The organism is Novosphingobium chloroacetimidivorans, from assembly GCF_014204535.1.
In the GTDB taxonomy this organism is placed as follows: Bacteria; Pseudomonadota; Alphaproteobacteria; order Sphingomonadales; family Sphingomonadaceae; genus Novosphingobium; species Novosphingobium chloroacetimidivorans.
Map to the genome: position 1 here is coordinate 1 of NZ_JACHLR010000012.1, position 19,479 is coordinate 19,479.

Sequence of the window (19,479 nt, forward strand, 5' to 3'; positions counted from 1 at the left end):
ATCGGCACCTCGCTCGATGCCTTCAGCCCAGAAGAGTGCCTAAACTATCTCCAGAACTCCGGGTATGCATTCGACTAAACCGAAAATGCTCTAGCTCCGCATTCGCCGGCGGAGGTCGAGTTGTGCCCACCCTCTCCTCCTCAGAGGACGGGGAGCCAGATCCTCCCCTGCAAGGGGACGGGGACCGCCTGCGTAGCAGGTGGTGGAGGGGTGTAACCCTCTCGTCCGAGCACTCCGCCAGCGGTGACACCCCTCCGTCACGCCTTTCAGGCGCGCCACCTCCCATTGCAGGGGAGTATCTGGCTGTCCTCCCCCCCGCGTCGGGGAGGGGGACCGCCAGCGTAGCTGGTGGTGGTGGGGACTCGCGTCCTCACGCAAACCTTGGAGGAACCCGCCTGCAGCCTCACGCCGTGCCGAGACTCCCCTCCACCACGCTTCGCGCGGTCCCCCTCCCCGTGCCGGGGAGGACAGATGCTTCCCTCTAAGGAGAGGTGGCAGGCCGCAGGACTGACAGAGGTTGTGCAATTACGTCGGCTATGAAGCCGCCTCGCGGCTGCCGCCCCCCTTAAGGCAGGATTTCAAGCCACAAATGGCGGCACGCACCATCTGGATTTGGTGAAATCGAATCGCACGACCCTCAGAACACGCTGCGCCACGCCCCACGACAGGGCGGACCACCGCAAGCTCAGCCCGCCGTAGCAGGCGCCGCCAGCGGGAAGAACGGGATCGCCGCGCGAAGATCCGAGCCGTCGGCGCGTTCGAAGGTGTAGTGGCCTTCCATGCTGCCGTGCGGCGTCGCCAACGGACAGCCCGAGACATAGTCGTGGCTCTGGCCGGGCTGGAGCAGCGGTTGCTCACCCACGACACCCTCACCCTCCACGAGGTTCACCGCGCCATGCCCGTCGGTGATGCGCCAGTGGCGAGTCATCAGGCGGACCGGCTGGGTGCCGTGGTTCTCGATACGAATGTGGTAGACCCAGAACCACTTGCCGGCCTCCACCCGCGATTGCTCGGGCAGGAAGTTCACCGCGACCCGCACGGTGATCCCGTCTGTGACGGCGGCGTGTTGGAACAGTTCCTTCATCTCGATACGAAAGGTAACGGTTCGGATCGCCCGGTCAACTCCGTTGGCGCGGGAAAATTTTGCAAGTGCGAGGGAACGCTCCCACGCACCTCCAGCGCCTTACAGACCAGCCTGTGCGAAGGCCCGGTCCAGGTCCTCGATCAGGTCGTCGGGATCTTCCAGGCCGACGTTCAGGCGCAGCATGCCTTCGCCGATGCCCATGTCCTCCCGCGCCTCGGGCCCCATGTTGTGGTGGGTGCTCGACGCCGGGTGGCACATCAGCGAGCGCGAATCGCCGATGTTGTTGGAGATGTCGATCAGCTCCAGCGCATCGAGCAAGGCATGCGCCTGCACGCGGCCGCCATCGAGCACGAAGCTGAAGATCGGCCCGCAATCGTCCATCTGCTTCACTGCCAGCGCGTGCTGCGGATGGCTCTCCAGCCAGGGATGGAGGATGCGCGGCACGCGGCTCTCGACGAACCGGCCGACCTTCAGCGCGTTCTCGCTCTGGCGGCGGGCGCGCAAGTCGAGCGTCTCAAGCCCCTTGAGCACCACCCACGCATTGAACGGCGAGAGGTTCGGACCCGTATTGCGCTGGAACGGCAGCAGCTTGTCGTTGATGAACTCGTGCGAGCCGCAGACCGCGCCCGCGAGCACGCGGCCCTGCCCGTCCATCAGCTTGGTCGCGGAATAGGCGACGACGTCCGCTCCGAACTCCATCGGGCGCTGCAGCGCCGGGCTGCAGAAGGCGTTGTCGACCACCGAGGTGATGCCATGCGCCCGCGCCAGGCCGCAGATGAACTCCAGGTCGGCGATATCCATGGTAGGGTTCGCCGGCGTCTCGAAGAAGAACACCTTGGTGTTGGGCCGGATCGCGGCGTCCCACGCGGCATTGTCGCGCGCGTCGACCACGGTGACGTCCACGCCGAAGCGCGGCAGCAGGTGGTCGCCCAGCCAGCGGCACGATCCGAACGCGGCCCTGGCAGTGACCATGTGATCGCCCGCGGACAGCTGGCACAGCAGCGCCGCCGTCATCGCCGCCATGCCCGAGGCCTGGGTGCGGCACGCTTCCGCGCCTTCCAGCAGGGCGATGCGCTCTTCCAGCATCTGCACCGTCGGGTTCTGCAGGCGCGAATAGGTCATGCCCGAGTCTTCGCCGGCAAAGCGCGCGGCGACGGTGGCGGCATCGTCGTAGGTGTAGCCCGAGGTGAGGAACAGCGCTTCGCTGGTTTCGCCCATCTCCGAGCGCCAGGTGCCACCACGGATAGCCCGGGTGGCCGGCCGCCATTGCGAGGTCTTGGTGCGATCTTGTCCGGTTGTGCGCTTCATGATCGCGCGTTTACGGGCGAGGCCGCCTGGAGACAAGGGGAAGCCCCTCCACCACTGCCTACGGCGTCGGTCCCCCTCCCCGAGACAAGCTCGGAGAGGACCTTAGGTTGCTCTCGAATTCCTCCCCGAGCTTGTCTCGGGGAGGGGGACCGCTCGCGAAGCGAGTGGTGGAGGGCTAGCGCCCTCTCGCTACAAACCCTTGCGAGCGCCACCCGCCACCCTTATGCCGCCGCCCCGATGCAAGCCTCACGCGACCGCGATCCCCTGCCCTGGTGCCTGGCGATCGGCTTCGCGTTCCTGGTGGTGTGCCTCCACCGGCTCGGCCTGCCCGACAAGATCTACTTCGACGAAGTCCACTACGTCAAAGCGGCACGCAAGCTGCTGCAGGGTCTGCCCGCCAACCGCGAGCACCCGATGTTCGCCAAGGAGGTGATCGCCGCCTCGATCGCGCTGCTGGGCGACCGGCCCTGGGCCTGGCGCATTCCCTCGGTGCTGTTCGGAGTGCTGGGCCTGCACGCCTATGGCCGGTTCGTCTGGTACGTCACCCTGCGCCGGCGCGCGACGATCCTGGCGGCGATCCTGCTCGCCACCAACTTCCTGTGGTTCGCGCAGAGCCGCATCGCCATGCTCGACATGGTGTCGGCCGGCCTCGGCATGGTGGCGCTCTGGCAGTTCGCCGCGCTGATCCGCGAGCCTGGGAGGAACCCCCGGCTGCGGCTGGCGGCCTGCGGCATCGCCATGGGTCTGTCGCTCGGCGCCAAGTGGAGCATCGCCCCTGCCCTCGCATTGCCCGGGCTGACGTTCCTGGGCCTACGCTTGCGCGCAAACGGCTGGCGGGTGGTCGGACGCAAGGGTGCGGGGCCAGTCCCTGGCATCTCGCTGGCAGAGGCCGCGTTCTGGCTCGGCCTGCTGCCGCTGGCGCTCTACTGGCTGACCTATCTGCCGGGCATGTTCTGGACCAACCGGCCGATCGATCCGCTCGGCTTCGTGCACCACCACCAGTACATGCTCAAGCTGCAGGACAGCGTGAAGAAGCTGCATCCCTATCGCAGCGTCTGGTACCAGTGGGTGATCAACTGGCGCGCGATCTGGTACCTCTACGAGTTCGTCGACGGGGCGCAGCGCGGCATCCTGCTGATCGGCAATCCCTTCACCATGCTGGCCGGCCTGCCGGCGCTGCTCTGGTGCCTGTGGATCGGCATCGCCAGGCGCCGGTGGGACGCGCTGGTGTTCGTCGTGCTCTACACAGCGACGCTGATGCTGTGGGCGGTGAACGGCAAGCCGATCCAGTTCTACTACCATTACCTGCTGCCCGCCGCTTTCCTGATGGCCTGCCTGGCGCTCGCCCTGGACGCGATCTGGTCGCGGGCCGACCGCTGGCGCTGGGTCGCGCCTGCCGCGATGGCCGTGGCGCTGGGCATGTTCGTCTACTTCTACCCGATCATCTCGGCGGCGCGGCTGCACCACGGCAAGCAGAGCTACGCGCAATGGATGTGGCTGAAGAGCTGGCGCTAATAGCGCCGGGGGGATGTGGCTGAAAAGTTGGCGCTGACGGCCTCCAGGGGGCATGAGAAGCCGCCAGCGCCGCACCGGATCGCGATCGGGATCACGCCACGAGCCGGTGCCTTTCGTCGCCCGCACCGGCGAGCATCCGCTTCCAGTTGTCGAGCGTGAAGGCGGCGAGATACTCGGCCTGCATCTCGGCGGTGAGCACTTCGACCATGCGGTCGCCCTCAACCCACAGCTCGACGACGCCGAACACGCCGCCACGCTTGCGGTACTTGGCCGGCCAGTCCTCGCGGCGGGCGATGGCGAAGACTTCGTCCTGGGACAGGCGCGTGGCCATGGCGAAATGGGTGGAGCACAAGCCGCCCTCGCCCGGCACGCCGATGGCGTCGGCATCGCCCGGCATCTCCATCAGCTCGGTACCACGCGGGTAGACTTCGATGGCGGTGCTGCGCTCGTCGCCGGCGTGCGCGATCCAGCTGCCTTCGGCGACTGGCGGAAACGGCGTGGCCTCGCCGCCGAACAGTTCGGCCAGGACAGTGGCGACGCGGCGCGGGTCGCGCGCGTCGATGGAAACATGGAACAGCATGGGTCTTCTCCCGATCTCGCTAGATGCGGGTCGAGAAGACGACGCCGGAGCATGGGGCAACGCACGTCCGTCGAAAGTCCGACGGTCCGCGACGAACGTCAGGGTCGCTGCAAGGGGAGAATCCGCAGACCTTGTCATCCCCGATGCGGGGAGGGGGACCGCTCGCGCAGCGAGGGGTGGTGGGGACTCGCGTCCTCAAGCCATGTCGGAATGAACCCGCCGGCAGCCTCACGCCACGCCGAGACTTCCCTCCACCACGCTTCGCGCGGTCCCCCTCCAAGTGCCGGGGAGGACAGATCCTCTCCTCTAAGGGGAGGTGGCAGTCCGCAGGACTGACGGAAGGGTGTAACCCTCTCGTCCGAGCACTACTCTAGCGGTGACACCCCTCCGTCAGCCGCTACGCGCCTACCACCTCCCCTTGCAGGGGAGGATCTGGCAACGCTCAGTTCGCGCCGTACTTGCCCCAGACGAACTTGGAGGAGAGCGCAAAATTCCATACCGAGGCCATGACCACGCCGACCAGCGCCGCCGGATACTCGTGGATGCCATAGTGCACCAGGATTGCCGAGACGCCGACGTTGGCGGTCAGCCCGACCGAGCATGTCAGCGCGAACTTGGCCCAGCCGCGCATCAGCGGCACGAAGCCGGTCAGGCGCTTGTCGGCATAGGTCAGCGCGTTGTTGAGGAAGAAGTTGAACGTCATCGCGCAGACCGCGGCGATCGTCTGGCCGACCTCGAATGCGCCGACCAGCTGCCCCTTCATGCCCGGTCCGCCGAATGCGGTCAGGAACGCGCTGAGCACCGCCATGTGGACGATGACGCCGACTGCACCGATGGTGCCGAACAGCGCGAAGCGGGTAGGAATGATGCGGCCCAGCCACTTGTCATAGAGGCCCACGAGAAATTCGAACACGACCGTCCTATCGAGCTTGCTCTCGCCCTCGGCACGCGCGGCGAAGTCGAGCGGGAATTCCTTGACCCGCAGCGGAGTCTCCACCGTGGCGAGGATGTCGAGCAGGATCTTGAAGCCCACGCCGGACAGGCGATGCGCGTCGGCGCGCAGCGTTTCGGTGCGCAGCATGAAGAACCCGCTCATCGGATCGGTCAGCTGGACGCCGGTGACCTTGCGCGCCAGGTTGTTGGCGAAGCCCGATGCCTTGACCCGGTCGGGCCGGTTCCATGCCTCGGTGCTGGCGCCTTCGCAGAAGCGCGAGGCATAGGACAGATCGTACTCGCCCGATTGAATTGCCCGGAGCATGCCGGGCAGCAGCTTGGGATCGTGCTGGTGATCGGCGTCCATCACCGCGACGACCGGCGAGGCGGTGGCGCACATGCCCTCGATCGCGGCGGACGACAGCCCGCGCCGGCCGATGCGCTGGATGACCCGCAGGCGCGGATCGCGCAAGGAGATCTGGCGCGCCATGTCGGCGGTTCCGTCCGGGCTGTTGTCGTCGACGACGATCGCCTCCCAGGCGATGCCTTGCAGCGCGGCATCGAGCCGCTCGACCAGGGTCTCGAGATTGTTGCGCTCGTTGAACGTCGGCAGGACGATCGCGAGTTCGAGCGGCTTGCCGACAGCGTCAACGGCCTGGACAAGGTCGGATTGGGGCATGTTCATGGGCACCGGCTGTATATGGTAAACCTGAAAGAAGCTTTAGCGCAAACAGCGTGTGCAGCTCACGCCGTGCTCATAGCGGCCGCTCACAGCGCGGCAAGGACCGCGTCGCCGATCTCGCGGGTGCCTGCCGAACCGCCCAGGTCGCCACCACGCACGCCCCGCGCAAGCGCCGTGCTGACCGCAGCCTCGATCCGCGCCGCCTGCTCTTCCAGACCGAAGCTGTGGCGCAGCAGCATCGCGGCCGAGAGGATCGTCGCCATCGGATTGGCCAGGCCCTTGCCCGCGATGTCGGGCGCGGAACCGTGGATCGGCTCGTAGAGGCCGTATGTGCCCTCCGCCAGGCTGGCCGAAGCGAGCAGGCCGATCGAGCCCACGCACATGCTCGCCTGGTCGGAGAGGATGTCGCCGAACAGATTGCCGGTGACGATCACGTCGAACTGTCCGGGGTTCTTCACCAGCTGCATCGCCGCGTTGTCGACGTACATGTGGCTCAGTTCGACCTCGGGGTACTCTTTCGCGACCTCGATCACGACGTCGCGCCACAGCTGCGAGGTCTCGAGCACGTTGGCCTTGTCGACCGAGCACAGCTTCCGCGACCGGCCCATGGCGGCGGTGAAGCCGGTGTGAGCGATGCGGCGCACCTCGTCCTCGGCGTAGGACATCATGTCCCAGCCCTGGCGGCGGCCATCTTCCAGCGTGCGGGTGCCCTTCTCGCCGAAGTAGACGTCGCCGTTCAGCTCGCGCACGATCAGCAGATCGATCTCTGCTGCGACTTCGGGCCGCAGGGTCGTGAGATCCTCCAGCCCCTTGAACACCGTCGCCGGCCGCAGGTTGGCGAACAGGCCCAGTTCCTTGCGGAGGCCGAGCACGGCCTGCTCCGGCCGCAGCGCGCGTTCCAGATGGTCGAGCGAGAAGTCGCCCACGGCGCCGAACAGGATCGCCTGGCAGGACCGCGCGATTTCCAGCGTCTCGGCCGGCAGCGGATGACCGTGCTTGCGATAGGCGGCCCCGCCGACGTCACCCTCGATCAGGTCCAGCCCGGGCAGATCGAGCGCCTGGAGCACGCGCACCGCCTCGGCCGTGACCTCTGGCCCGATCCCGTCCCCGGCAAACACCGCCACCCGCATCGCATTCGCGCCCATGCCCGCTCCCCGGCCTCAATCGTCGCCAATCAGACGCGACCAGCGGTCGCGCACAATAGAGCGCGCCGCCATAACGTCTGCGCGCCGTTCGGCAAGCGGGTAGCGCGCCAGTTCACGGCCGATGCGATCGAAGGCGTCGAAGATCGCGGGCCAGTCCCCCTCCTCGGGCCGCTTCGCAGCCACGCCATAGCCAAGCTCGCGCAGCAGCAGCACTTCGTAGGACAGCAGCGGCACCGCCCAGCCCCGCGCCGAGGGCGCCACGGTGATCGCGGTCAGCAGTCCGGCCAAGGCATCGAACAGCGCGGGGAATGGTTGACGCTCGGGCAAGCTGGCGGCGGTCAGCGCGGTGACCCAGGCGATCCCGGCCGCCGGCAGCGGCTCGCCCAGCCACGGTCCCCGGCTCTCCTGCAGTTCCACCCGGGCGAACGGCAGCTGGCTTTCCGAACGCGAACGCACCTCCGCCTCCACCAGGTTGCCGGGCAGCAGGACGGGGCGCAAGTGTCGCCCTCGCCCACCCGCGACATAGGCGCCGATCAGACCCTGCTCGGCGGTAAGCAGCCGCGCGATGACGGCGGTTTCGGCATGCGGCCGGTGAGCACAGACGATGGCGGGGCCGCGGAAATGCATGGGTTGGGTCTGGAACCGAACGAAGGTCAAAGCAACATGTCGGCCCGGACTTGATCTGGAGCCGGGTTCGCTGTCGCGCGAGCTGACACCGCTACGGCGACAGATTCGTGATTGTCGCAACCGGTCCCGGATCAAGTCCGGGACGAGGTCAGGACGTTATCGCCTGGCTGGAGTCGTCGCAGGGTTCCGCAGCGGCGACACGGTCGGCCTCGATCAGCGCGTTCTGCTTGCGACCCATCGTCCAGTTTTGCCCGAGCCGGACGCTGGGATTGGGTGCGCACCAGATCTCGCCGCTGTCGTTCAGGACCGTGACCCAGATCAGGTTATGCTCCTGGCCATAGTCGATCATGCCGATGGCGTACCCGTCGCCCTTCTCCAGCACGTGAAGCGGGATCGTCGGGTTCAATTGTGTAAACATGAAACTGTCTGCCTTCCGCCGCTTATAACTGCGGGCGGCGGCATCCGGTTGCGCGCCCGCAGGTGCAGGCGGCGCGCGGTAGCGCTTCAGCTCTTGGCGATGAGCCTCATCTCGAGCTCGTCAATCCGCTTCTTCAGCGCTTCGGTTTCCTCGCGCGCCTTGGCGGCCAGGTCCTTGACGGTGTCGAATTCTTCACGGCTGACGAAGTCCATCTCGCCCATCAGCTCCTTGAAGCGCTCACGCGCGGAGTCGCGAGCCTCGCGGCCGACGCCTGCAAGAGTGCCCGCGGCGCTGTTCATCAGTTTGACGAAGTCGGCGATGAATGGGTTTTCGCTTTGCATGCACCCTAGATGGGGAAATCGGCCGGCCGCCGCAAGAGCTCAGAACTCGATACGTTCCACAGCACCGGACGGGTGCACGCCGTCGAATTCGCGATTGTCCTGCAGGATGGCAAAGTTGAGGTACGTCGCGAACAGGATCCAGGCGAGATAGGGCGCCAGCAACCAGGCCGCACTCGGACGAATCCGCGCGAACAGCACGATCGTCGCCACCACCGCCACGTCGAGCAGCAGGATATCGACAAGCGCGCCGGTGATACGATGCGCGCCGAAGAACAGCGGCGACCATGTCAGGTTGATCGCCAGCTGCAAGGCGAACACCGCGGCGGCCAGGCCCCGCCCTCGCGCACCGGCGGCGGACAGGACGATCGCGAGCGACAGACCCATGAGGATATAGAGCACGCTCCACACCAGCCCGAAGGTCGCGGGTGGCGGATAGCCCACCGGCTTGCGCAAGGCGGCGAACCACGCCTCGTCCGCGCCGCTGCCCGACAGGACGCCCGAAAGGATGCCCAGCATCAGCACCACCGGCACGCAGACCAGCGCCCATCGGATCACGCCGGCACGCAACTGCCATGTGGAGGCCAGGAAGTTCATCCGTTCTGATCGTCCCTCGAATCGCGCGTTCCGGCGCTGTTGTTGCGGTTCAAGGACCTGGACGCAAGAATACGGTGGATCGTCAGGTGTCCCGGGATGAATACACCAGGAACTCGACATTGCCCTCAGGGCCGGTGATCGGGCTTTCGATGATGCCGTGGACGGTCCAGCCGGTCGTCTCCAGCCACTCGCGAACTTCGTCGCAGACGCGGGCATGCAGGGCCGGATCGCGCACCACCCCGCCCTTGCCCACCTCGCCGCGGCCCACTTCGAACTGCGGCTTGATCAGCGCAACCAGAGTGCAGCGCGGAGCGGCCAGGCGCAGCGGCACGTCCAGAACCTTGGCCAGGCCGATGAAGCTGGCGTCGCACACCACCCAGTCGCATGGCGCATCGATCAGCTCGGGCGTCAGCACGCGGGCGCTGGTCTGTTCCAGCACGGTGACGCGCGGGTCCTGGCGCAGCTTCCAGGCCAGCTGGTTGGTGCCCGAATCGACTGCGAATACCCGCACCGCGCCGTGGCTCAGCAGGACGTCGGTGAAGCCGCCGGTCGAACTGCCGATGTCCATTGCGGTCGCGCCCGCCGGATCGAGACCGAAGTGGGCAATCGCATGGGCCAGCTTGATGCCGCCGCGCGAGACCCAGGGATGGTCGCGTCCGCGTACGTCGAGCGCGGCGTCACCGGCGATCTGCTGCCCCGGCTTGGCGATCTTGTTCTCGCCCGAAAAGACCAGACCCGCCAGCACCAGCGCTTGCGCGCGCGTGCGGCTCTCGGCCAGGCCGCGCTCGACCAGCAACTGGTCGACGCGCTGTTTGGCGCTCGGCTTGGGCCGGGCCGGCAGGGCGTCGGAGCGAGGCGGAAGCGGGTCGGACATGAGCTCGTGGGCTTGTGGCGGGCGCCGCCTCATTCCATACCGGCGCCATGAAGGCAAACCCGCGCGGCATCCTCACCGTCCTCACCGCATCGCTGGCCCTGGCTGCTTGTGCCGACCAGCGCATGATCCCGGCCGCACAGCAGCAACCGACGCGGCCCGCCCCGGAGCCGGCCTCTCGGCCGCAATCGACCAGCAATGCGCCGGCGCCCAAGGGCTGGGCCGACTTCCCCGCCACGCCCGGAGACTGGCGCTGGAGCAACGAGGGCGGCCAATCGACGGCGCGCTTCGCCAATGGCCGCCTGGTCATGCGGTGCAACCCGGCGCAGCGCACTGTCCGGATCGAGCGCGCCGAGCCGGGCGTGGTGGGCGGCGGCGCCGCAAGCTTGCGCATCGTGACGCAGACGCGGACGCGGCTTTTCAACGCCGTGCCCCAGGCCGGAGCTTACGCCGTGGAGCTGCCGGCACGCGATCCGCTGCTCGATGCCATGGCCTTCAGCAAGGGTCGCTTCGCCATCGAGGCGGCCGGCCTTCCCACGCTCTACGTGCCGAGCTGGATCGAGGTGAGCAGGGTGATCGAGGACTGCCGCTAAGCAGGCGTGGCGGACGCCCGAACAGCCTGGGGAAAACACTCGGAAAGGGCAGATTCTGGCGCCAAAAAAAATCTTTGCAAGTCTTGTTGTGCGCTGCGGAATGACCCACAAATAGCACAAGGCAGGACGGTTCGGGCGTCACTTCCCAGTACCTTTCGGCCCCAGCCGCTCAGCAGCGGCGTCTTGGCTCAACAGCGCGAAAGGAGGTGATCCGATGTCTCATGGTTCAGCAGAGAGGTCGGCTTTTTCCGTCGCGAGGCATTATCGCTGAAGCTCATTCAGTAAGCGATAGAGGTTTCGCTGGCGGCACTTCCGGCCGCTGACCATGTGAAGGGCCGTACCGAGGCTTCGGTGCGGCCCTTCTCATTCGTAAGACCTGGCATACGACCCGAGCGGGGTGATGATGCCGGCGGTGAACCCGGCTTGGGTGGCACCCGCCGTAATCGGCCCCTGTCGCAAACCGCAGCGCGAGCGACCGCACCGCCTCGCCTTCCACCCATGACTTGGCGCCATCAGGGGAAGCAGCAGTCACATCCACGCCCGGGCTCCACCAAGCCACTTGCCCTCTAATTTGCGCAGTCCGATAAGCGCCAACCGCGCACTCCGGGATCACTGCCGGGCGGTCGAACAAAGTTTCCCTCAGCTTGCCAATCTTGTAATTTTCGTACAGGGCGCGGTGGACTGTCAGAGCAAGGACTTGAGCAATGGCGACCATCGCCGAACCCGAACTGCAATTCACCACCCGCCCCGTCGACGCGCCGATCAGCGCGCAGGTCCGTGCGGCGGTACTGGCGAACCCGGGATTCGGTACGCAGTTTTCCGAGCACATGGTGACCATCGAGTGGTCGGAAAAGCGCGGGTGGCACGATGCGGTCGTCGGCCCTCGCCAGCCGATCGCGCTCGACCCGGCCGCCGCGGTTCTGCACTATGCGCAGGAGATCTTCGAGGGGCTCAAGGCCTATCGCCATCCCGACGGCAGCGTCGCCCTGTTCCGCCCTTACGAGAATGCCCGGCGCTTCAACCGTTCGGCCGAGCGGCTCGCTATGCCCGCCTTACCGGAAGACGTCTTTGTCGAATCGGTCCGCCGCCTGGTCGAAGCGGATCGCCAGTGGCTGCCGACGGTCGATGGAGGATCGCTCTACCTGCGCCCCTTCATGTTCGCGTCCGAGGTGTTCCTGGGGGTGCGTCCGGCCAGGGAGTACAAGTACGTCGTGATCGCCAGCCCCGCGGGCAACTACTTCAAGTCGGGTGCGCCGGCGGTTTCGATCTGGGTGAGCGAGGACTACACCCGCGCCGCGCCGGGCGGTACCGGTGCGGCCAAGTGCGGCGGCAACTACGCCGCCAGCCTCGTGCCCCAGGCAGAAGCGATCGCCAAGGGGCACGATCAGGTGGTGTTCCTCGACGCGGTCGAGAACAAGTGGATCGAAGAGCTGGGCGGCATGAACCTGTACTTCGTGTTCGATGACGGCACCCTGCTCACGCCCGCCCTGTCCGGCACGATCCTGGCCGGCATCACCCGCGACAGCCTGCTGACGCTCGCGCGGGACGAGGGCCTGACCGTTCAGGAAGGCCGCTACGGCATCGACCAGTGGCGCGAGGACGCGCAGTCGGGCCGCCTGGTCGAATGCTTCGCCTGCGGCACCGCGGCAGTGGTGACGCCGGTGGGCAAAGTCGCGTCACGCAGCGGCGAGTTCACGATCGGCAGCGGCGGGCCCGGCCAGCTGACGCAGAAGCTGAAGAGCCGGCTGGTCGCCATCCAGCGCGGCGAAGCTCCCGATCCGCACGGCTGGGTCGTCAAGCTGGGCTGAGCGGGCGTGCCGGCGGGTCCTTCATCGCGAGGATCCGCTCAGGCGGCACTCACCCCAGCGGCGCGACATCCACCGAGAAGAACATCGTCTGCTGCGATCCGCCGCGGAACGTCCCTCCAAGCGGAGAGACGTCAGAATAGTCGCGCCCCATGCCGATGAAGACGTGATCGGTGTCGGCGAGCGTGTCGTTGGTGGGATCGAAGCCGACCCAGCCCAGCTCCTCGCCGCACCACAAGTTGACCCAGGCGTGCATGGCGTCGGCGCCGACCAGGCGCTGCTGTCCGGGCGGCGGCAGCGTGCGCAAGTAGCCGCTGACATAAGCGGCCGGAATGCCATGCGCCCGCGCGGCGATGATCATGACGTGGGTGAAGTCCTGGCATACGCCGCGCCGCTGGTTGAACGCCTGGATCGGCGGCGTGTCCGGATACGTCGAGCGCGGATCGAACGCGAACTGGCCGTTGATGGCGCGCATCAGCGCGCGCCCGGCGTCCATCACCGGCATGCCTTCATGCAGGAAGCCACTGGCCCACAGCGCGATGTCACGCTCTGGCTGCGCGATCGGCGAGGCAAAGATGTAGGACGCGGGCCCCAGTGCCGAGAGATCGGGCCGCGTCATCGCCCGCTCGCGCAAGCTGGCCAGATCGGGCCCGCTGGCTTGCAGGATCGCCGGCGCCAGCGGCTCTCGGGTCACGGTGAAGCGGCTGTTCACCTGAAGCCGGGTGATCGGATCGTTCAGCGTGAACTTGCTCTCGTTCACGTGATAGGCGCCCTCTCCCTCGACCAGGGTGCCGGGCCAGGGATCGACGCTCAAGGCGTAGTCGGATACCGTCTGCCCAGGCCACTCCGCCGGCCGCAACCGGACGTTGAAGCTGGCGAGGCGCACCGGCGCGGCATATTGCAGCGTCGTGTTGTGGGTGATGGCGTAACGCATCATTCGAGCAGGCTCGCACTGCTGCCATCGTCGGTACGCTCGAACTGCAGGAAGTAGCGCACCGAGATCGCGTCCGACAGCGCGAGCAGGCGGCTTTCCACGTCGCCCAGCTTCACGCCTTCCATCTCCGGCGCCGTCGCCGCCGACAGCGTTCCCAGCAGCGCCCGCCCCTCGCGCAAGGGTTGCTCGGGCAGATTGTCGGTGCGCATGGTCGGCAGCTGGCGCAAGTGCTCGACGATCTCGGCAACTTGGAACATCAGCGAGCGCGGGTTCTCGGGATCGAGCAGCACCAGGTCGAAGACCGGATTGCGCATCGCTCCGGTCAGATAGCGCGAGCGGTAGACGATCTGGCTGTCGCACAAGTCGAGCAGCGTCCCCAGTTCGTCCGCGTTCCACGCCCCGCCGCCGTTGTAGATGAAGTGCCGGGCGATCCGGCAGATGCCCAGCGCCCGTTCGATCCGCTTGCCGAGTTCCAGGAAGCGCCAGGCATGACCCTGGATCATGTTCTCCGAAGCCAGGCCGGCGAGCGCGCTGAACCGCTCTATCAGGCCGTTCGCGGTGGTGAGCATCGTCTGCGGGCGCTGCGCGTCGACCAATGGCAGGGGCTGGCTGACGATCCGCCACAAGTCGCGCGCGAACCGCTCGCGCAGGCCGGCGCCCACTTCGTTGCGGCGGGCGATGAGAGCCGCGACGCCGCCCGCCAGACGGCGTTCGGACAGCGCAGCGGCGCAGATCGCGGGGAAGGACTGGCTGACGACGGGCCCATCGATCGCCGCCCAGTTGAACAGCAGGTTGGCCAGTGTCCGCCGCACCGCCTCTCCGCCGCGACTGCCATCGGCCTCGATCGATCCGCTGAGGATCGCGCGCGCGATCCGCACAGTCAGTTCGGCGCGCTCGTTATAACGTCCGAACCAGAACAGGTTGTCCGCCGCCTGACTGGCGAGGATGCCGCCGCCTCGCGAGACCGGCGGCTCGGCCGCCAGCACCCCGGGCGCCTGCGCCTCGCTGGGAGCGGCATCGACGATCCAGCAGTCGGCCGACAAGTCCCCGCTTCCGATCAGCGAGGTGGGACGCGCGTCGTGCTCGGCAATCCGCGCGAAGCCGCCGGGCATCACCGTCCATCCGCCGTCGGCCGTGCGGGCCACGAACGCGCGCAAGGTGAACGGCCGGGGGACCACTTCGCCGTCGATCACCGCCGGCGTGGTGGAGAGCTGCACCACCTCCTGCGCGCAATAGTCCATCGGCCTGCGCCGCAGCGCCTCCATCAGTGCGCTGCGGCGTTCGGGATCGAGGCTGGCGCCTTGCACCGGACCGTTGTCGTCCAGGCCCTCGACCGGTTGACCGAAGGCCGGCACCAGCGCGAGTTCGTCGAAGCGGCGTTCGACGATGGCGGCCTCGCGCTTCTGCCCGCACCACCACGTGGCGACGGTCGGGAGGATCGGCGCTTCACCCAGCAGCAGCCGGCACAGGCGCGGCATGAAGGCGTTGAACGCGGGCGATTCCAGCACCTCTACGCCCGGCCAGTTGGCAATCTCCAGACCCTCGGCAGCCCAAGCGTCGAACATGTTGGCGACGCCGATCTGCGATTTGGCATCGAAGGTCAGCGGGTCGAGCGCGTTGGTGTTGACCCAGCGCCAGACCGCGTCGACCCGCTTGGGACCCGCGATAGTGCCGACGAACAGCTTGTCATCCTGCACCGACAAGTCGCGCCCCTCCACCAGCGGCAGGCCGAGGTAGCGGGCCAGGTGCGCCTGCTCGGCATAAGTCTGGTTGAAGCGGCCCGGCGTGAGCAAGGCGATGCGGGGACGTTCGCGGCGGCAGTCGGCGGCGATGCCTTCGCGAAGGCGCGCGAAGAAATCGGCCAGGCGGCGCACGTGGTTGTCGGCGAGCAGCGCATCGGTGGTGCGCGTCATCGCCAGGCGGTTCTCGAGCGCATAGCCGATCCCGGTCGCCAGCCTCACCCGATCGTTGAGCACGCGCCACTGGCCCTTCGGTCCGCGCGCGAGATCGGCGGCGTAGACGTGGATGAAGTGACCGCTGCCCGGCCCTCGCCCCAGCATCTTGCGCGCGAAATACGGACTGCCGGCGATCACCGCGGCGGGCAGATGGCCTTGCGCCACCAGCGTCTGGGGGCCGTAGATGTCCTCTGCCAGGCGCTCGAACAGGGTGGCGCGCTGGATCAGGCCGCGCTCGACCTCGCCCCATTCCTCCGCGCCGATGATCAGCGGCAGCGGTGTCACCGGCCAGGCGCGCTCATCCTCGTCGCCGGCGATGCGGAAGGTGAGGCCAAGGTCGTCGATATGGCGCGCGGTGGTTTCAGCGAGCGCGGCCGGGTCGCCTTGCGCAGAGGCGGCGAGACCCGCGACCGTGGCGTGCCACTTCGCGGCGACATCGGGCGCGGCGCCCGAGTAGAGGTCGCGCGCCGTCGCATCGACGGGGTAGGTGTCGAGCCAGTTGGCGGGTGTGAGCGTCGTCGAAGCCACCTCAGCCCTCTCCCCTTAGGGGGAAAGGATAGCGAAGCTTGGCTCGCCAGAGCCAAGCGCAGCTTGGAGAGGGGTTTCCCACGCTCGAGAGAGCACAAACCCCTCTCCAACTTCGGCTACGCGGCAAGCCGCCAAGCCTCCGTATCCTCTCCCCGCCCGGGGAGAGGGCAAGGGGCTCAATGCCCACGCGGCGGCCGGCGCAGGTCCAGGGTATAGGGGAACTCGCCCGTCAGTTCCTCGGGCGGAGTATCCAGCTTGCCCGGCGAATGGCCATGCTCCTGGAAACGCGCCTTGCGCCGGGCCTCGGCCTCGTAGCCGTTGATCGGCACGTCGTCGTAGTTGCGCCCACCCGGATGCGCGACGTGGTAGACACAGCCGCCCAGCGAGCGGCTGTTCCAGGTGTCGAAGATGTCGAAGGTCAGCGGTGCATGCGCGGGCATCAGCGGGTGCAGGCACTCGGCCGGAGCCCAGGCCTTGTAGCGAACGCCGGCGACGCCTTCTGCTTTGCCGGTGGTGGTCAGCGGCACGCGGCGGCCGTTGCAGGTGATCACGTGGCGTCCCTCGATCAGCCCGGTCGCCTTGACCTGCAGCCGCTCGGTCGAACTGTCGACATAGCGCACGGTTCCCCCGATCGCGCCGGTCTCGCCCAGCACGTTCCAAGGTTCGAGCGCGTGGCTGATCTCCAGCATGACGCCGCCGCCGACGACTTCGCCGTGGACCGGGAAGCGGAACATGCGCTGCGCCTCGAACCACGCCGGGTCGAAATGATAGCCCGCACGATCCAGGTCGGCGAGGACGTCCAGGAAGTCCTCCCACACGAAATGGCCGAGCATGAAGCGGTCATGCAGCTGCGTGCCCCAGCGCACCAGCGGACCGTCGACCGGCTCCTTCCAGAACCACGCCGTCAGCGCGCGCAGAAGGAGTTGCTGCGCCAGCGACATCCTGGCGTCCGGCGGCATCTCGAAGGCGCGGAATTCGACCAGGCCGAGCCGTCCGGTCGGGCCATCGGGCGAGAACATCTTGTCGATGCAGATCTCGGTGCGATGGGTGTTGCCGGTGAGGTCGGTCAGCAGGTTGCGGAACAGACGGTCGACCACCCAGGGCGCGGGCTGCTCCTGCTCGGGACCAGGCACTTGGGCCAGCGCGATCTCCAGCTCGTAGAGGCTGTCGTGCCGTGCCTCGTCGATGCGCGGGCTCTGGCTGGTCGGGCCGATGAACAGGCCGGAGAACAGGTAGCTGAGCGAAGGGTGGCGCTGCCAGTAGGTGACGAAGCTCTTGAGCAGGTCGGGACGGCGGATGAACGGGCTTTCGAGCAGGCTCGGTCCGCCCAGCACGATATGGTTGCCGCCGCCGGTACCGATCGAGCGGCCATCGACCATGAACTTGTCGGCGGTCAGGCCAATCTCGCGCGCGCCATCGTAGAGCGTCTCGGTGATCTCCACGGTTTCGCGCCAGCTGGCGGACGGGTGGATGTTCACCTCGATCACACCGGGATCGGGCGTGACCTTCAGCACCTGGATGCGCGGGTCGGGCGGCGGCGGGTAACCCTCGATCCGCACCGGCACGCCGCGTTCCTTGGCGACCACCTCGATGGAGGCGACCAGTTCCAGGTAGTCTTCGAGCGCCTCGGTGGGTGGGATGAACACGGCCAGGAAGTCAGCACGCGGCTCGATCGTCACGGCAGTGCGGACCGCGCCTTCGATATGCTTCTGCTCGACGATCTCCTGCGCGTTGCCGTCCGGGCCGGCGACGCGTTCAGAGCGCTGCTCGGGCACTGCGGCTTCTCGGACCTCGCTGCCGCGCTCGATCACCTGGGTGCGGAAGTCGGCCAGAGGCTCCAGCGGCTGCGCGGTGTCGCGCGGGTGGATATAGGGATAGTCGCTCGGCGGCACATAGGGCAGCGAGCCCAGCGGCAGACGATAACCGATGGCGCTGTCGCCCGGCACCGCCGTCAGCGTGCCCTTGCGCACCTTCCACTGCTCGCTCTTCCAGCGCGGGATCTGTTGCACTTCGGCATTCCAGCGCTGCACCGGCAGGACGAAGCCCACCGGCTTGTCGAGCCCGCGGCGGTAGGTGCGGCGGAAGCGGCGCGCCAGTTCCTCGTCGGCGATCTTGGGATCGAGCGGCGTGACGTTGACCGGGAGGTCCTCCTCCTTCTCCGCCCATTCCTCGAGGTCCTCGAACACCGGCTGCACGTAGTCGGCCTCGAGCCCCAGGTTCTGCGCGGCGGCCTTGAGGATGTCGCCGGCCACCTCGATGTCGATCGTCGGCACCGGCTCGGCCTCCGCGCCCTTGGCCATCGGCTTTTCGCCGGCCAGCAGAGTGGCGTCGGTCCAGATCGGCACGCCATCCTTGCGCCAGTAGATCGAGTAACCCCAGCGGGGCAGGCTCTCGCCCGGGTACCACTTGCCCTGCCCGTGGTGCAGCAGCGAGCCCGGCGCGAACTTGTCTCGCAGCAAGCGGATCAGCTGGTCGGCATAGGCCGCCTTGGTCGGGCCGACCGCCTCGCCGTTCCACTCGGGCGCTTCGAAATCGGACGCGGCGATGAAGGTCGGCTCGCCGCCCATCGTCAGGTTGACCTCGCCCGCTTGCAAGTCGGCATCGACCTTGTCGCCCAGCTCGAGCAGCGCGGACCAGCGGTCGTCGGTGAACGGCTTGGTGATCCGAACCGCCTCGGCGATGCGGCTGACGTCCATTTCGAAGTGGAAGTCGACCTCGGCGGGTTCCGCCAGACCCTCGATCGGGGTTGCGGAGCGGTAGTGCGGGGTGGCGCAGAGCGGGATGTGCCCCTCGCCCGCGAACATGCCGGACGTGGCGTCGAGCGCGATCCAGCCGGCGCCGGGCACGTAGGCTTCGGCCCAGGCATGCAGGTCGGTGACGTCCTGGGTCACGCCTTGCGGACCGACCTTGGGGATCACGTCCGCGACCAGCTGGATCGAGTAGCCCGAGACGAACCGCGCGGCGAAGCCGAGCCGGCGCAGCAGCTGCACCAGCAGCCAGCCGGAATCCCGGCACGAACCGGTGCCCTCCATCAAGGTCTGCTCGGCCGTCATCACGCCGGCTTCCATGCGGATCACGTAGCCCACGCGGCTCTGCAGCGCGCGGTTGATCTCGACGAGGAAATCGACGGTGCCGCCGGTGTACGACGCGTGGCTGGCGACCAGCTCGTCGAACAGCGGGCCCTGGTCCTCGACCTCGAAATAGGCGGACAAGTCCGTCTTGAGCGGCTCGGGGTAGGTGAACGGGTATTCCTGCGCGTAGGGCTCGACGAAGAAGTCGAACGGGTTGATCACCGCCAGCTCGGCCAGCAGATCGACCTCGACCGAGAAGTGGTCGACCGGCTCGGGGAAGACCACGCGCGCCAGCCAGTTACCGTGCGGGTCCTGCTGCCAGTTCAGGAAATGCTCGGGCGGGCTGATCTTCAGCGAATAGTTCGGCACGTTGGTGCGGCTGTGCGGCGCGGGCCGCAAGCGGATCACCTGGGGGCCGAGACGAACGCGCTTGCTATAGCTGTAGCGGGTCAGGTGATGGAGGGCGGCCTTGATCATCGGTGGCAGCTTGCGCCA

The 19,479-nt window shown here is 67.5% G+C and carries 16 protein-coding genes; 3 read left to right on the forward strand and 13 right to left on the reverse strand.

The window, feature by feature from the left end; translation table 11 throughout:
- Positions 1-685: 685 nt before the first annotated feature.
- Positions 686-1,084 carry a Co2+/Mg2+ efflux facilitator ApaG/CorD gene (apaG, locus tag HNO88_RS13740; protein WP_184246459.1) on the reverse strand — a complete coding sequence of 133 codons (399 nt, stop codon included), beginning with the start codon at positions 1,082-1,084 and terminating at the stop codon, positions 686-688.
- Between the two features lie 99 nt (positions 1,085-1,183).
- Complete coding sequence (locus HNO88_RS13745; RefSeq protein WP_184246462.1) at positions 1,184-2,392, reverse strand: trans-sulfuration enzyme family protein; 1,209 nt, start codon at positions 2,390-2,392, stop codon at positions 1,184-1,186.
- A gap of 237 nt (positions 2,393-2,629) precedes the next feature.
- On the opposite strand from HNO88_RS13745, the gene HNO88_RS13750 reads away from it, so the two are divergent.
- Positions 2,630-3,907 (forward strand): phospholipid carrier-dependent glycosyltransferase, encoded by a 1,278-nt coding sequence (locus tag HNO88_RS13750; protein WP_184246465.1) that lies wholly within the window; start codon positions 2,630-2,632, stop codon positions 3,905-3,907.
- A gap of 91 nt (positions 3,908-3,998) precedes the next feature.
- Here the strand turns inward: HNO88_RS13750 and HNO88_RS13755 are convergent, their stop codons facing one another.
- From HNO88_RS13755 to HNO88_RS13790, 8 genes are all read right to left on the reverse strand, one after another.
- Positions 3,999-4,487, reverse strand: coding sequence for a hypothetical protein (locus tag HNO88_RS13755; protein WP_184246469.1), 489 nt, complete (start codon positions 4,485-4,487; stop codon positions 3,999-4,001).
- A 442-nt stretch (positions 4,488-4,929) separates the two neighbouring features.
- Positions 4,930-6,105: a glycosyltransferase family 2 protein gene (locus tag HNO88_RS13760; protein ID WP_184246472.1), complete on the reverse strand. Its 1,176-nt coding sequence runs from the start codon at positions 6,103-6,105 to the stop codon at positions 4,930-4,932.
- Between the two features lie 83 nt (positions 6,106-6,188).
- A complete protein-coding gene (leuB, locus tag HNO88_RS13765) occupies positions 6,189-7,232 on the reverse strand; it encodes a 3-isopropylmalate dehydrogenase (protein ID WP_184246770.1) in 1,044 nt (347 codons plus the stop codon).
- A gap of 30 nt (positions 7,233-7,262) precedes the next feature.
- Positions 7,263-7,874, reverse strand: a complete 612-nt coding sequence (recO, locus tag HNO88_RS13770; RefSeq protein WP_184246475.1) for a DNA repair protein RecO — start codon at positions 7,872-7,874, stop codon at positions 7,263-7,265.
- Between the two features lie 148 nt (positions 7,875-8,022).
- A complete protein-coding gene (locus tag HNO88_RS13775) occupies positions 8,023-8,292 on the reverse strand; it encodes a hypothetical protein (protein WP_184246478.1) in 270 nt (89 codons plus the stop codon).
- An 86-nt stretch (positions 8,293-8,378) separates the two neighbouring features.
- Positions 8,379-8,633: an accessory factor UbiK family protein gene (locus HNO88_RS13780; RefSeq protein WP_184246481.1), complete on the reverse strand. Its 255-nt coding sequence runs from the start codon at positions 8,631-8,633 to the stop codon at positions 8,379-8,381.
- A gap of 39 nt (positions 8,634-8,672) precedes the next feature.
- Positions 8,673-9,227 (reverse strand): TspO/MBR family protein, encoded by a 555-nt coding sequence (locus HNO88_RS13785; RefSeq protein WP_184246484.1) that lies wholly within the window; start codon positions 9,225-9,227, stop codon positions 8,673-8,675.
- Positions 9,228-9,309: 82 nt separating this feature from the next.
- Positions 9,310-10,101, reverse strand: coding sequence for a TlyA family RNA methyltransferase (locus HNO88_RS13790; RefSeq protein ID WP_184246486.1), 792 nt, complete (start codon positions 10,099-10,101; stop codon positions 9,310-9,312).
- A gap of 14 nt (positions 10,102-10,115) precedes the next feature.
- Here HNO88_RS13790 and HNO88_RS13795 point away from each other — a divergent pair, with 14 nt between their 5' ends.
- Positions 10,116-10,691 carry a hypothetical protein gene (locus tag HNO88_RS13795; RefSeq protein WP_312857076.1) on the forward strand — a complete coding sequence of 192 codons (576 nt, stop codon included), beginning with the start codon at positions 10,116-10,118 and terminating at the stop codon, positions 10,689-10,691.
- 704 nt (positions 10,692-11,395) lie between these two features.
- Positions 11,396-12,499: a branched-chain amino acid aminotransferase gene (locus HNO88_RS13800; RefSeq protein ID WP_184246489.1), complete on the forward strand. Its 1,104-nt coding sequence runs from the start codon at positions 11,396-11,398 to the stop codon at positions 12,497-12,499.
- A 49-nt stretch (positions 12,500-12,548) separates the two neighbouring features.
- On the opposite strand, the gene HNO88_RS13805 is transcribed toward HNO88_RS13800, so the two are convergent.
- From HNO88_RS13805 to HNO88_RS13815, 3 genes are all read right to left on the reverse strand, one after another.
- Positions 12,549-13,433 carry a transglutaminase family protein gene (locus tag HNO88_RS13805; protein WP_246381776.1) on the reverse strand — a complete coding sequence of 295 codons (885 nt, stop codon included), beginning with the start codon at positions 13,431-13,433 and terminating at the stop codon, positions 12,549-12,551.
- Positions 13,430-15,913 (reverse strand): circularly permuted type 2 ATP-grasp protein, encoded by a 2,484-nt coding sequence (locus tag HNO88_RS13810; RefSeq protein ID WP_184246492.1) that lies wholly within the window; start codon positions 15,911-15,913, stop codon positions 13,430-13,432. The genes HNO88_RS13805 and HNO88_RS13810 overlap by 4 nt, the downstream gene beginning before the upstream one ends.
- A 176-nt stretch (positions 15,914-16,089) precedes the next feature.
- The gene (locus HNO88_RS13815) at positions 16,090-19,461 is read right to left on the reverse strand and encodes a transglutaminase family protein (RefSeq protein ID WP_184246495.1); all 3,372 of its coding nucleotides are present in this window, start codon (positions 19,459-19,461) and stop codon (positions 16,090-16,092) included.
- Between the last annotated feature and the right edge of the window lie 18 nt (positions 19,462-19,479).